Annotated in this window: 8 protein-coding genes; 4 read left to right on the forward strand and 4 right to left on the reverse strand. The window is 62.0% G+C overall.

Annotation, left to right across the window (positions count from 1 at the left end):
- Positions 1-3,198 precede the first annotated feature (3,198 nt).
- Entirely contained in the window at positions 3,199-4,596 is a 1,398-nt protein-coding gene (locus QM633_RS08490; RefSeq protein WP_415153317.1) for a glycosyltransferase, read from the reverse strand.
- Between the two features lie 355 nt (positions 4,597-4,951).
- Here QM633_RS08490 and QM633_RS08495 point away from each other — a divergent pair, with 355 nt between their 5' ends.
- Positions 4,952-6,574 carry a methyltransferase domain-containing protein gene (locus tag QM633_RS08495; protein WP_415153318.1) on the forward strand — a complete coding sequence of 541 codons (1,623 nt, stop codon included), beginning with the start codon at positions 4,952-4,954 and terminating at the stop codon, positions 6,572-6,574.
- A gap of 158 nt (positions 6,575-6,732) precedes the next feature.
- Here the strand turns inward: QM633_RS08495 and QM633_RS08500 are convergent, their stop codons facing one another.
- The 3 genes from QM633_RS08500 to QM633_RS08510 form a co-directional block, all read right to left on the reverse strand.
- Positions 6,733-7,926 (reverse strand): cytochrome-c peroxidase, encoded by a 1,194-nt coding sequence (locus QM633_RS08500; RefSeq protein ID WP_415153319.1) that lies wholly within the window; start codon positions 7,924-7,926, stop codon positions 6,733-6,735.
- A 1-nt stretch (position 7,927) separates the two neighbouring features.
- Positions 7,928-8,479, reverse strand: coding sequence for a hypothetical protein (locus QM633_RS08505; protein ID WP_415153320.1), 552 nt, complete (start codon positions 8,477-8,479; stop codon positions 7,928-7,930).
- A gap of 82 nt (positions 8,480-8,561) precedes the next feature.
- On the reverse strand, positions 8,562-10,916 hold the full coding sequence (locus tag QM633_RS08510; RefSeq protein ID WP_415153321.1) for a TonB-dependent receptor plug domain-containing protein: 2,355 nt from the start codon (positions 10,914-10,916) through the stop codon (positions 8,562-8,564).
- Positions 10,917-11,472: 556 nt separating this feature from the next.
- On the opposite strand from QM633_RS08510, the gene adh reads away from it, so the two are divergent.
- The 3 genes from adh (at position 11,473) to pedF (ending at position 14,565) form a co-directional block, all read left to right on the forward strand.
- On the forward strand, positions 11,473-12,993 hold the full coding sequence (gene adh / locus QM633_RS08515; protein WP_415153323.1) for an aldehyde dehydrogenase: 1,521 nt from the start codon (positions 11,473-11,475) through the stop codon (positions 12,991-12,993).
- Positions 12,994-13,193: 200 nt separating this feature from the next.
- On the forward strand, positions 13,194-13,961 hold the full coding sequence (locus QM633_RS08520; protein ID WP_415153322.1) for a cache domain-containing protein: 768 nt from the start codon (positions 13,194-13,196) through the stop codon (positions 13,959-13,961).
- Positions 13,962-14,142: 181 nt separating this feature from the next.
- The gene (gene pedF, locus QM633_RS08525) at positions 14,143-14,565 is read left to right on the forward strand and encodes a cytochrome c-550 PedF (protein WP_127079921.1); all 423 of its coding nucleotides are present in this window, start codon (positions 14,143-14,145) and stop codon (positions 14,563-14,565) included.
- Positions 14,566-14,628: the final 63 nt, after the last annotated feature.

Raw genomic sequence — 14,628 nt, forward strand, 5'->3', positions numbered from 1 at the left:
CCGGTATCGCCCGTAGCACCCGTCGCTCCAGTTGCACCGGTGTCGCCCGTGGCACCCGTCGCTCCAGTTGCACCGGTTTCACCTATGCCTGTGGCACCTGTTGCGCCGGTAGCTCCGGTGTCACCCGTGGCACCCGTCGCTCCGGTTGCACCGGTTTCGCCCGTGGCTCCCGTCGCTCCAGTTGCACCGGTTTCACCCGTGGCACCCGTCGCTCCGGTTGCACCGGTGTCACCCGTGGCACCCGTCGCTCCAGTTGCACCGGTTTCACCTATGCCTGTGGCACCTGTTGCGCCGGTAGCTCCGGTGTCACCCGTCGCGCCGGTAGCACCCGTGGCACCTGTAGCACCGTTCTGGCCGTTCTGACCGTTCTGGCCATTCTGACCGTTCTGGCCGTTCTGACCGTTCTGGCCATTTTGGCCCGTAGCACCCGTAGCACCCGTAGCACCCGTAGCGCCTGTGGCACCGGTTTCACCCGCGCCCGTGGCACCTGTCGCGCCCGTGGCACCGGTAGCACCCGTAGCACCGGCCGGACCCGTCGGACCACCTTCAGGACCCGTTGCACCGGTATCACCGGTATCGCCCGTGGCACCCGTGGCTCCAGTTGCACCGGTAGCGCCTGTAGCACCCGTTGCACCTGTAGCACCAGTTGCACCCGTGGCACCGGGTTCGCCGGTTTCGCCCGTGGCACCTGTTGCACCCGTAGCGCCCGTAGCACCGGTATTACCCGTGGCACCCGTTGCACCGGTATCACCCGTGGCACCAGTTGCACCCGTTGAGCCGGTAGCTCCAGTTGCACCCGTAGCACCGGTTGCGCCTGTGGCACCCGTGGCACCGGGTTCGCCGGTTTCACCTGTGGCACCTGTTGCACCCGTCGCGCCGGTGGCACCGGTATTACCCGTGGCACCCGTGGCTCCAGTTGCACCCGTAGAACCGGTTGCGCCGGTATCGCCCGTTGCACCCGTGGCTCCAGTTGCACCGGTATTACCCGTGGCACCCGTGGCTCCAGTTGCACCCGTAGAACCGGTTGCGCCGGTATCGCCCGTTGCACCCGTGGCTCCAGTTGCACCGGTAGCACCCGTTGCACCCGTGGCACCGGTAGCGCCAGTTGCACCTGTGGCACCGGGTTCGCCGGTTTCACCTGTGGCACCTGTTGCACCCGTCGCGCCGGTGGCACCGGTATTACCCGTGGCACCCGTGGCACCCGTGGCTCCAGTTGCACCTGTAGCGCCTGTAGCACCCGTAACACCGGTAGCGCCGGTATCACCCGTTGCACCCGTAGCGCCGGTAGCACCTGTGGCACCCGTAGCACCGGTAGCACCTGTGGCACCCGTAGCACCTGTGGCTCCCGTTGCACCCGTCGCGCCGGTGGCACCTGTGGCACCCGTAGCACCCGTAGCGCCCGTTGCGCCGGTATCACCCGTAGCTCCAGTTGCACCGGTTGCGCCGGTAGCACCTGTGGCTCCCGTTGCACCCGTCGCGCCCGTGGCACCGGTTGCGCCCGTTGCACCGGCATCGCCGGTAGCACCTGTGGCACCCGTTGCGCCTGTGGCACCGGTTGCACCCGTTGCGCCGGTATCACCCGTGGCTCCAGTTGCACCGGTAGCGCCGGTGGCACCTGTTGCACCCGTGGCTCCAGTTGCGCCGGTAGCGCCTGTGGCACCGGTAGCACCGGTAGCGCCGGTATCACCCGTGGCTCCAGTTGCGCCGGTAGCGCCAGTTGCACCCGTAGCACCGGTTGCGCCCGTTGCACCGGCATCGCCGGTAGCACCTGTGGCACCCGTTGCACCCGTTGCACCGGTAGCCCCTGTGGCTCCGGTTGCGCCGGTATCACCCGTCGCGCCGGTAGCGCCAGTTGCACCCGTAGCACCTGTGGCACCCGTAGCGCCTGTTGCACCGGTATCACCCGTAGCTCCAGTTGCACCGGTTGCGCCTGTAGCACCCGTGTTTCCGGTCGCTCCGGTGGCACCCGTTGGGCCGGTGTCGCCCGTGGGACCCGTGTTTCCGGTTGCTCCGGTGGCGCCCGTGGGACCGGTGTCGCCTGTGGGACCCGTGGCACCGGTTGCTCCTGTAGCACCCGTTGCACCGGAGTCGCCTGTGGGACCCGTGGCACCGGTTGCACCTGTAGCACCCGTTGCACCGGTGTCGCCCGTGGGACCCGTGGCTCCAGTTGCACCTGTCGCACCCGTGGCACCTGTGGCACCGGTGTCGCCCGTTGCACCCGTAGCACCGGTAGCACCGGTGTCGCCCGTAGCGCCCGTGGCGCCGGTTACGCCGGTGTCCAGAAGCGTAACGTCGAATTGCCCGCTTATTGCGGGATTTCCTTGTGTTTGGGCTGTCCCGAGCTGATTGAACACGAAGACGTTGGCTGCGGTGCCTCCCGTTGGGAGAGCAACGATGACCTTATACTGTGACGTGAGGAGAGTGCCCGTCGCCAAATCAACGGCGGCGTTTGTAACTGTTGTACTACCAAGCAGTGTAAAATTTTCACCGTCAAAGTAGTAAACGTACTCTGTAGTGCCGAGTATGTCTCGACCAGAGACTTCTATCAATTGATCTGCCATCACCTTCACCTTCTGTTGAATTGTGCGCAACCAATACGTATTTTGGCGCGAACAATATAGGCGTGTCGATTACTGACGATGACATCAATAATACTGCTTAGTTGTATTTGTATGAATAACGCTACCTTGGATAGAAAAATAATATGCTGTGTGGGGCGCAGAAAAGCCTAGGAATTGCAACTTTCATCCTCTGGAAGCTGTACCAGCTGAACCTGGTTGCCGCCGCGGCCGGCTCACTGGGCTTGGCTGGCTCGGGAAGGGGGACTGTTTACAGGAGCACTCGGCCACAACCGGATCCGGGGCGCGCTGTCATGGCCGGCGAGCCGTGAGACGTCGAAAGCGATCGACCCTGCGGCAGAACCTGCTGAAACGTTGCGCAAGCATGACTGGAAAGGCGGGCGCTGCTTCCGATGTCCGGGGCAGTGGTGATGCCCTGATCCTCGTCGGCCCTTGCGTACCGACAGACAGCCGGCAACTCTGGACAGTCGACTTACCGGGCGGCTCGGATCTACTCGAAGCGGGGGAGGGCGGATTGCTCACGCGACTGCAGTCAAAAAGAACGATTGGACTGCAGTCGCGGCTAGGTGACGAAGAACCCGAGTTGGTTGCCGTTGCATCGCATCGGCAACCACGGCGCTTACACTTTCTGGAGGTTCGCTTCCTGTATCTTCTCGCGAGCGAACTGGGCGTTGCGCTCGATGCGCTCCCGGTAGCCCTCGGGCAACTCCTTCAATTGAAGCAGCTTCTCGTTTGCTTCCAGGGACTCGGAATAATGGCCGGCCCAATAGGCCAGGACCGAGTATTCATCGAGCATGCCGTATGTATAAACCGAAGGCTCGACGAAAAGGGCCGCCCCTTCTGGCTTCTTGATGTCGATCCCCTGACGGGCGATCATGTAGCCTTGGTGGAACTTGTTGTTCACGCGGCAGTACCTCGCCGCCGCATGCAGCGATTCGGCGCGAGTCGGGCAGACGTTGAATGCGCGCAGATAGGTGGTGAGAATGTCGGCTTCACTGTGGCCGAGTTCTTCCATGAGCCGTCCTGCGGACAGGAGCGCGATGAAAACTTCCTGCTCCCAGAACCCCAATTCCGCCCGCTTCAGATAATTGGTGAGCGACTTGGCCTTTTCTCCGGCCGAGCGATAACTTTGCGCCAGATAGAAGGTGTAGCGAGAAATCAGGAACGGGTCGCGCTCTGACACGAGCGTCCGTTCCAGAAGCTCCGCGTCGTGGAGATATTTGAGAGGGTTCTTGTTGCGGGCGCTATCGTAGAACGTCCGATTGTGAAAGCCCTTTATTATAACCCCCCAGGTGCAATGTTTGCCGGGCGATTCAAGAAATTCGTGCAGGACGCCGCGATATCTGAACCCGACGTTGTTCCTGAACAAGATGGGACGCTGATTGATGATCCCGCCATTGAAGGTCGGAACCTGATAGAAATCGCGATCGAGGGAGCGCTTGAAGCCCTCGAGGTCGACGCCTTCCTCGATTTCGAGAGCTTCGTCCGCATCGATCATCAGGCAGTAATCTATGTCTTTGTATTTGCGAAGCTCGGTCAGCGCGAACGTTCTGTTCCATGCGAAATCGCGCCACGGCTCTTCGATGACGACGCCTCTGATGTTGTTGTCTTTCAGAAACTTGCGGATGACATCCTGAGTGCCATCGGTCGAACCGGTATCGACGACAAGAATGAAGTCGACAAGGCGCGTCGCGCTTGCAAGACAACGCTCGATGCAGTGCGCCTCGTTTTTGGCGATCAGGCAGAGCCCGATTGTCTTCAAGGTTGCCTGGGATTCGGAAGCAGTTCCGAACTGTGTTTGTTGTCTTCTCAACGTATCCTCCTGCCGGATTTGAAACCACTTCATGCGCGCTCTGGCTTTGTGCCGTCTTGGTACGAACGGTGAGTGGAACCGCCAGCGTGAAATCACTGGACAAATCCCGTAAGCAATTGGCGACAGCCGACGCCGCTCGAAGTGGGCGTTTTGCAACAGACGCAATTTGATCTTGAAGGCCGTGGGGCCGTGCTGACGAAGCAACTCTGAGCGGTACTGACTACGCCGCTTCTACCATAGATAGGATGTAGAAAAGGTAAACCACCTAAAATTGCAAATTATTGGTCCGGCAGGGTTGGCGCAAGTATCAATAAAACCCAGTATCAACTCAGGTTGAGGGTTTGGCCAATACTGCGATTAAACCTGGTGGCGCGATAGGTTGAGTAAATTCGAGCTGCCGTTGCGAACCACAAGGGTCGACTCTGCGTCTCTACTCTTGCATTATAGGCCCGTTCCGGAGGATGCGGCTTGGCGCTGCAAGCTTGGGATGGGGTTGGACTGATATTCAGGTAATAGCCCGACGCGCTGATCGGGAGGCAAGAAATCAGGTTCCAAAGCCATGACCATCAACGTGACTACCAGCTCCATCCTGCCAACCCGCGTGAATCTCGGCTCGGGCAAGGACTATCGGGCCGACTTTTTCAATATCGACATCGACAACAGCTGGTCGCCCGATGCGGTGGTAGACCTGGCAAGCTTCGATCTGGATGCTGGCGGGGTAACGGTGCAGACGCACAGGTTCGGCGACGTGCGGCTGCGGCCGGGCACTTTCGACACCATCATCGCCAATGATGTGCTCGAACATGTGCCGAACCTTGTCAGGCTGATGACCAATTGCCTGAAGCTGCTCAAGGTTGGCGGGGTGTTCGAGATCAATGTGCCCTACGATCTCTCATACGGCGCATGGCAGGATCCGACCCACGTGCGGGCCTTCAATGAGCGCAGCTGGCTCTATTATACGGACTGGTTCTGGTATCTCGGGTGGAGCGACGCGCGGTTCGTTGTCGAGCGGATGACCTTTGTTCCGAGCGCAGCCGCCGCGCCGCTGGCAAGCACCGTGCCCATGGCCGAGCTTCAGCGCATGCCCCGCATGATCGATGCGATGTCGGTGTCGCTTCGAAAGGTCGAACTGACGGCAGCGGACCGGAATGTCTGGGAGAATTGGCGTGAGCGCAAGCGGTTGGCACAAAGCCGCTGGTCGGCGCCCGTGCTAACCCCGCCAGCAGCCCCATCGGCGGCGGCGCCCGCCTCGCCGGTCGCGGCAGCAACACCGTCGCCGGTGACGCCCGCGCAAGCGGAGATTATCCCGCAAGCGTTCGCCGGCGGATGGGCAGCGCATCGCGACCGCCATTGCTTATGGGTCGTCACGCCAGAGGGCTACAAACATCACCAGACCTTCGACGAATTCGCGCTCGGTCTCAGCGAGGCATTCGCGGAACTGGGCGGGTCGTGTCCCATCGTTCGCGATCCCCTCTTGTTTAACGGACGCATCCCAATCGTCCTTGGCACACATCTCCTCCGGCACGCGTCCAGCGTGACCATTCCAGCCGACAGCATCCTCGTCAATTTCGAACAGGTCGTCACTGGCGGCGGCTGGATCAATGAGGGCTATCTGTCACTGCTGCGGCGCTTCCCGGTCCTCGACTATTCGATACGGAACCGGAAGGCCTTGATCGAGCAAGGGATTACAAATGCCGGGCTGCTGGGGATCGGCTACTCGCCCGGACTCGCCCGGATTCCGAACACCCCGGAAAAGGATATCGACGTGCTGTTCTACGGGTCGCTGAATCCCCGGCGAAAGAGCATTCTTGAGGCCTTGCGCGACAGAGGGCTGAAGACCGTGCATTTGTTCGGCGCCTATGGGGCCGAGCGCGATGCGGTCATCGCGCGGGCAAAGCTGGTGCTGAACCTTCACTTCTATGAAAGCGCCATTTTCGAGGTGGTGCGGGTCTCCTACCTTCTCGCTAACGGCGTATGTGTCGTCAGCGAGGGAGAGAAGGGCGATCCGGATATCGCTCCGTTCGAAGGCGGGCTCGTGGTGTGCGGCTATGAGGAGATCGTCGATAGCTGCACCGCGCTCATCGCCGATGACGCATCCCGCATAGCTCTCGGCGTGCGAGGGCGGGACATCATGATGGCGCGTCGCCAATCCGATTTGCTCAAGGCGGTCTTCGGAGACTGAACTGCCCCGCGCGACGAGCATGGTCGATCGAGATCGCAAGCATCCGCGGTAGCGCCTCGTAGTCGGGCGACACTGCGGTCGGGGGTGATGGCGCAGTGATCGGAGAACCTCGATTGCGCACCCCATCCCCGCCAGAAGAAAGCGAAACCGGAAGGCGGCTAACGGATCTGCCTGCTATCCGTCAGCGTTTTCAGGAAAGCCGTCAGCGCGTCTATGTCGCGGTCATCCAGCCTGCCGATAGACGCGAGTTCGCCACGCGCTATGTTGGCCGGAACCTCCGGCTCGCCAAATCCGGCCCCCTCGCGGCCCGCCCGTTCAGCCGCAAACGGGTCGGAAAATCGCTGATGGAATAGAAGGACAGTTCTCAAATCCTCGAAAATGCCGTTGTGCATGAAGGGCCCGGTAACAGCGACGTTGCGCAGGGAAGGTGTCTTGAAACGTCCCTCGAACCGGGGATCGGCGGCGACGGCACCGCCCGCAGCAAGTCCCTTGTCGACGAAGCCCGGCGCGGCGCCGTTTGCCGCGCGCACCGTGCGGTTCACCGGCACGCCGAGATTGTAATAACGAAAGTTCGAGAACACCTCGCGTTCGGCAGGCTTGCGGTCGCTGCTCATATGGCAGGCCGCGCAGTTTCCGCGCTCCCGCGAAAAGAACAGATCGCGGCCAGCGGTCTCCTGTTCCGAGAGAACGGCTTCGCCGCGTCGCGCCCGGTCGTATTTCGAGCTGAACGGCGACATCGCGGGCGAGCGTTCGAACGCAGCGATTGCAGCCGTCATGGCCGCGAAGGCGCGCTCGTCATCATCGAAAACCGTCTCGCCGAACAGAGCGCGAAACGCCGACACATGGGCGGAATTCTCCTTCAGTCTGCCGACCACGCTCGCCTTGTCCGGCATACCCATCTCGATGGGGTTCAAAGGCGGTCCGCCCGCCTGATCTTCGAGCGTCGCCGCGCGACCATCCCAGAACAGACCCCCGACCGGCTCGCCGTTTGCGTCGAGGTGGAAGGCCGGCGCGAACGCGGCATAAGCCGCGGACGGAGCGTTACGGTCCCCGAGCGAGCGGCCGTCCGCCCCGCGAGAGACCGCGCCCGCAACCACGCCAAGCTCGCGCGGGTCCGTGAAGGCGAGATCCGGCGAATGGCAGCTCACGCAGTTTTGCCGCCGGTTGAAGGACAGGTTGCGGTCGGCGAACAGCGCGCCGCCGAGTTTTTCAAGCTGAGCCGAGCGGGTGAGGGCGGCGCGGGGCGCGCGGCTATCGTGAATGACGACACCCGCGAAGAGGGCAGCCGCACTGAACAGAGCGAGCGCGCTCGCTCCAACACGAAAGACCTTCCTCCGCCCGCTCGCGCTCATGCTAGTCCTGCGCCTCGCGGATTGCGACCTTCACCGTCTCGACGTCGGATCCGGCTACCATGATCGTGACTGGCCCCGCCGAAAGCTCGAAGCGCACGCTCTTGCGCACAATCGGACATTCTCCGCGGCCGGTGAAGGCTACGGTTTCCGCCGATTTGCCGTCCTGTATCACGTCGATCCAGGCGTGCTTGGAGAGCGTCACCTGATAGACGGCCTTCTTCGGCAGGGCCTTGATCGTGAAGAAGCCGGAAAAGCTGTCGTCCGCAAGTGCGCCTGCCTTGATGCTTGGCTTCACCGGAAAGCTCGTCTCTTTTGTCGGTGTCAGCTTGAGGGCGACAGCTTTCGCGGGCGCCTCGGCAATCTCGCCGCCGGATTTTACGGTGCCAGCATCGGGCGCCTGCATCCAGCCGAGTTCGGTCGCGAGCGGCCAGTTGAAGCCTTCGCACGGCCCGTCCTCGGCAATGGCGGGGCCGCACAGCAGCGACGCCGCGAGCGCGAAAGCGGCAGCCTTCGCGGGTCTTGTTTTCCGGAAATCCATGATGCGTTCCTTCATGCTTTGCGGCGGCGTGAAGCCGCTCGCGGAAAGGGGTATCGGAGGACCGCGCGGGGTTGCGGCCCTCCGAACTTGCTCGCGCTCAGAACTTGATGCGCATGCCCGCCGTGAAGCTGCGACCCGGCTCAGGATAGCCATCGGCAAGCGAGTAGTTCTCGTCGGTGAGGTTGCGCGCGGTTAACTGGAGCGTCGCGCCGGGCCGGAACTCGTACTCCGCCGAGAAGTTGGCGATGGTGTACGCCCCGATCTGGTAGTACAGCGACCCGGCGGAATTCGATGTCCAGCGCGTGCTTGCCATTTCGACGTTTGGCGTCAGCGTGACGCCGTCGAACGGACTCCATTTCACATAGGCGATGCCTTTCGCGTCCGGCACGTCGGTGAGATGGAAGGTGGCGACATTGGTGTTGTTGGATATGTCGCGGCTGATAAGCGTCACATTGCCGCCAACCGAAAGGCTTTTCGTCAGGCTCACGTCCGCCGAGCCCTCCCAGCCGTAGAACTCGCCGTCTCCGACGTTCTGGAACTGGGTTTTTCCGTTGTTCGTGCCGCCAACGATCGTCACATTCTGGATGACGTTCGAAACGTCGCTATAGAAAACGGCCGTTGAGACATTGGCGCGGCCGAACAGCTTGCCCGCCCAGCCGATTTCGTAGTTCGTCGCCTCTTCGGGGGAAAGGCCGGGATTCGAAACAGCGGTGCTGAAACGCGAACTGAAGCGCTCGAACAGCGTGGGGAAACGCGTGCGATGTGAAACGCTTGCGTAAACCTTCGCGTCATCGGAATAGCGGTAGATCGCCGCCGTCTGCCAATTCCAGGCATCGCTGTCCGCGAGCTGGTAATTGATGATACCCGTCGACTGCGTCCAGTCCTGCGCCTTCGAAAGCTCACGCCAATCATAGCTGCCGCCCGTGACCACGTCGATGCGGGACGTCGCGTGGAACGTGTTTTCGAGCGCCACCGAGTAGGTGTCCTCGATGGACTGCTGATTGGGTTCGAGGCATGGCGCGGTCTGACCGGTCGGGCAGCCGCTGTTGACATAGTTCCGGTTGCGCTCGTTATGTTCGTCCTGCCGATAATGGAACGCGGCTTTCACGGTGTCCCAATTGGTGATGTCGGTGCCGGCATCAACCGAACCGCCATAGGCGACGTCGCGATAGTAGCTGCGGAACGCATACCCCTTGGACTGCGTGGTCATCGTCGCATCGTCGTAGGAGAACAGGTCGTTGTCGAAGGTGTTGTAGTAAAGCTTTGTGTTCACATAGGACGACTGGCCAAGCCGCGTCGTCGTATGCGAGTAGACGCTGTCGATGTTCCATGCGGGCCAGTCCCAATAGCGCTGGCTTCCGATCGCGTTGACGGTGTGGAACGGGGCGCCCTTCGAGCCTTCCTGCTTGATATAGCTGATCGCATATTCATCGGTCGCGTTCGGCGTGATGCCCGCCTTGACGTTGATGCGCCAGTCGTTCGCCTCGGAGTTGTTGCGCCAACCGCCGTCTTCGCTTGCCGCGTTCTGCGGCTTGAAGTCGTCGGAGAGCTTCCAGCCTTTCGAGTCGAGGATCGAGCCGGACGCCGTCAGGTAGTAATATTTCTGTTTCGTGCCGACATAGCCCGACGTGCGGAAGCCGCTGTAGGAGCCGTCGCCCGCGAAGGTGAAGGTCTGCGCGATCTCGGCTTCCAGCTCCTTGGTCGGGCGCCGCGTCACGAGATTGATCGCGCCGCCGAGCGCGCCGGGGCCGTCGAGCACGGACGCGTAGCCCTTGGCGATCTGGATTTCGGCAATCTCGGAGCCCGTGAGAAAGCGCCCGTAATCGAGCCGGTTGTCTGCGGGAAGATAAACGCGCACGCCGTCGATGGTCAGCGGCACCTGATAGCGATCGAAGCCGCGCACGAAGAGCAGCCGCTCGTTGCGCGTGCCGCCGGAGTTCGAATCCGAAACACCGGGAGCGAGCGCGGCGGCCTGATCGAGCGTCGGTTTCTGGAACGTCCAGGTCTGCTCGTTGGTGACGACCGTGCCGCCCATGAGATTGATGCCGCCGAGGCTGAAAATGCCAGCCGCCGAAGACCCGCCTGTTCCGTTGCCGCCTGTGCCCTGAGCGATTTCGTCGCCGGAAGCGCCTGTTGCGGGCGTCGCCTGGTTCTCACGACGCGCTTGCGGCGCGGAAGCCGGCGTCACCGTCTTCGGCTGGTATACCACCACCGGCGGAAGCGTCGAAGCCTCCTCCGAGGCGCCCTGCGCCTCCTGCGCCAGCGACGGGGCCGTCAGCGTCATGTTGAGCGCAAGACCGAGTGCCGCAGCAATCAGCGTCCCTTGCGAAATGGCACCGGCCAGCCCAAGGCTGTCCGCGTTTGCCGAACAGGCATGTGCGCGAACAGCCGAACCCGTTGCGGGAGCGCCGGCCAGACTGCCGTGCGCCCGCTCGTAGCGGGAAATAGTCATGAATGTTGCCCCTAACCCCAGGTTATCCGATCTGGGCCCCCCCGGCGTGAACGCCGTGCCCAAGGCCCAGGATGATATATTAGAGACAATACAGCTCAGGGGAACACCAAGTTGTCACAGTTATATCACCGTGTGTATAACTGTGACGAAATTGCAGCATGTGCCTAATGCGTCGCCAGATGGTCGGGGCAGGGGGGCGAGTTGGGTATGCCAGAGCGGCAGCGAGCGGGATCTCGGCGCACGTGTACGCGTCGCGGAGCGGGAGCGCGTGGCGGGTTTCGCCGATGCGTGGGGCGATCCGGTCGCCAGGTTCGAGGCGCAAGGCATACCGGGCTCACCGCACGGCTCGCGGTCGCTCGACGCGGCCGGTCCGGCGTGTTCTGCATGAGCTGTCCCGTTCTGGTACAGTGTAACGAAATGCCACAGCGCAGCGAGACGGCCGAGAAGTCCCGAATTTACGATATTTCAACAGCTTGGCAGTTTGGCACGCTCTCTGCGTTTAAGCGCCGCAGCAGGGGCGCTCGATCGTCCCGGCCTCGAAAACAGGGAGGACATCATGCTTTATGCCGCGCCCGGCACGCCCGGAGCCATCGTCACCTTCAAGGAGCGCTACGACAATTTCATCGGCGGCGAATGGCGCGCGCCGCTCGGCGGCCAGTATTTTGAAAGCATCACGCCGATCACCGGCAAGCCCTTCGCGCAGGTCGCCCGTTCGCAGGCCGAAGACATCGAACTCGCGCTCGATGCCGCACATGCTGCCGCAGAGAGATGGGGCCATACGTCCGTTGCCGAGCGCGCGCTCGTTCTGAACCGCATCGCCGACCGCATGGAGCAGAACCTCGAAAAGCTGGCCTATGCCGAAAGCGTCGACAACGGCAAGCCGATCCGCGAAACCCTCGCCGCCGACATTCCGCTCGCCATCGATCACTTCCGCTATTTCGCGTCGTGCATCCGCGCACAGGAAGGCACGCTCGGCCAGGTGGATGAGACGACCGTCGCCTATCACTTCCATGAACCGCTCGGCGTCGTCGGCCAGATCATCCCGTGGAACTTCCCCATCCTGATGGCTGCGTGGAAGCTCGCGCCCGCGATCGCCGCCGGCAACTGCGTCGTGCTGAAGCCCGCCGAACAGACGCCCGTCGGCATTCTTGTCCTCGCTGAAATCATCGGCGACCTGCTGCCGAAGGGTGTGCTCAACATCGTGAACGGCTTCGGCCTCGAAGCAGGCAAGCCGCTGGCGTCGAGCCCCCGCATCGCCAAGATCGCGTTCACGGGCGAGACGTCGACCGGCCGCCTTATCATGCAGTACGCCAGCCAGAACCTCATCCCGGTCACGCTCGAACTCGGCGGCAAGTCTCCGAACATCTTTTTCGACGACGTTGCCGCCGCCGATGACGAGTTCTTCGACAAGGCCATCGAGGGCTTCGTGATGTTCGCGCTGAACCAGGGCGAAGTCTGCACCTGCCCCAGCCGCGCCCTTGTGCAGGAAAGTCTGCGCGACCGGTTCATCGACCGCGCGCTTGCTCGCGTCGCCTCCATCAAGCAGGGCAATCCGCTCGACACCGACACGATGATCGGCGCGCAAGCCTCGCAGGAGCAACTCGAAAAGATCCTGTCGTATATCGACATCGGCAAGCAGGAAGGTGCGCAATGCCTTATCGGCGGCGAGCGCGCTCATCTTGGCGGCGAACTCGACGCGGGCTTCTACGTCCGGCCGACCGTGTTCGAGGGCAACAACAGCATGCGCATCTTCCAGGAGGAGATCTTCGGCCCGGTTGTGGCCCTGACCACCTTCAAGGATGAGGCGGAGGCGTTGCATCTTGCCAACGACACCGTCTACGGCCTCGGCGCGGGCGTGTGGACGCGCGACGGCAACCGCGCCTACCGCTTCGGACGCGGCATCAAGGCAGGCCGTGTGTGGACGAACTGCTATCATCTCTACCCCGCGCACGCGGCGTTCGGCGGTTACAAGCAGTCCGGCATCGGCCGCGAAACCCATCACATGATGCTCGACCACTATCAGCAGACGAAGAACCTGCTCGTCAGCTACAGCCCCAAGGCGCTCGGCTTCTTCTGATAAAGCCCGCGACCCGCGCCGCTTCGCTTCGATTTTCAAATCCCTGACGGAGCGGCGTTTGCTGATCGGCAAATCGGCCTTTGGGACGGCTTCGGCCGCCCAAGGCAATCGATGATGCGCGTGCATCAATTGAATAGTCGGCTCCCTACGATGAACGCCGACTGGTGCCTGAACGGGTTTCTGGGGGATAGCAAAAGCAGATGAGACGTCAAAGCAGTGCGATTCTGGCGATCGTCGGCGTTCTCGTATCCGCGAATGTCGCGGGGGCGGAAACGGTAGAGGAAATCGCCGGACGGCAGGTGTTTCACCGCTGCCAGGCTTGCCATTCAGTTGATCCGGGCAAGCTCGGCTTCGGGCCGAATTTGCACGGAATTGTGGGGCGGCCGGCCGCGTCGCTTCCGACATTCGTTTATTCCGACGGCCTGAAGGCATCCGGCCTGGTCTGGAACGAGGAAACGCTGAGGAAGTGGATCTCAGACAACACGAAACTCGTTCCGGGCACCCGGATGCGCCATGTCGCAATCACCGACCGGGCGGAGCAGGATTACCTGCTGGCATATCTGAAGGCACAGTCCGACAATATGGGGCCTGCACAGGCTCAGGTTCTTCTCGATCGCGCTGTCGCCCTGCTTGAGCGCGAAGGACCGCAGCGGGCCTTCGCCGCCTTCAACGACCGGAACAACGGCGGCTTTATCGCTCGGGAACTCTACGTCTTCGTCTTCGACATGAAGGGGCGATACATGGCCTCGGGTGCAAATCCGGCGCTGACCGGCACGGATGCACTTTCGATGCAAGACGCCGAGGGCAAGGAACTGGTTCGCGAGATGATCAATATCGCCCAGTCAGCAGGGTCAGGCGAGGTGGATTACGTCTGGCTCAATCGTGCCGAGAACAAGGTGGAGCACAAGCGTTCGTTCATCCGCCGAGTAGGCGATTACATCGTAGGCGTCGGCTACTACCTCAACTGATGGCGATGATCGCCTTTCAAGTGACCGTCAAGCGCGACGCGACACGCGTGTTTGCGTGCCCCGTTACTTCGCTATACGGCACATTGAACGGTATTCGCCCAGTCTGTAGCGCAGCCGCAGCCATATACTTCCTAGCATCGACCTCATAACACGCGATTGTATCTGCGAGAGCCCTGACACGATGAAAACGCTGAAGACGATCCTGAGCGGTGCCGCACTTCTCCTCGCGGCCGCGACAGGCACAGCACTAGCGCATGGAGACATGGCTCCTCAGCCAGTCGACACAAAGGACCTGCCAAAACTCGGCGAGGCGTGGCTGCCGGAAAATCCCTATCGCGGCAATACGAAAGCCATCGAGATCGGCGCCGCCGCCTTCAATCAGAACTGCGCCCGCTGCCATGGTCTTGGAGCGGTTTCAGGGGGTATTGCCCCGGACTTGCGCTACCTTCCCACCGGGCTGGACGGCGATGAGTGGTTTCTGACCCGTATTCGCGGTGGCTCGACCCGCGATGGCCGTGTTTATATGCCGAAATTCGAGGGTATCCTCAGTCAGGAAGCCATGTGGAGCATCCGGGCATGGCTGGAGACGGTTCACGAGGAGTAGTCGAAGCTGCTCTGCGTCGTGAGTACGCCGAAATCGTGCTATATTTCAGAGAGATCCCCCCCC

This window comes from Propionicimonas sp. (assembly GCF_047606205.1).
GTDB lineage: Bacteria > Actinomycetota > Actinomycetes > Propionibacteriales > Propionibacteriaceae > Propionicimonas.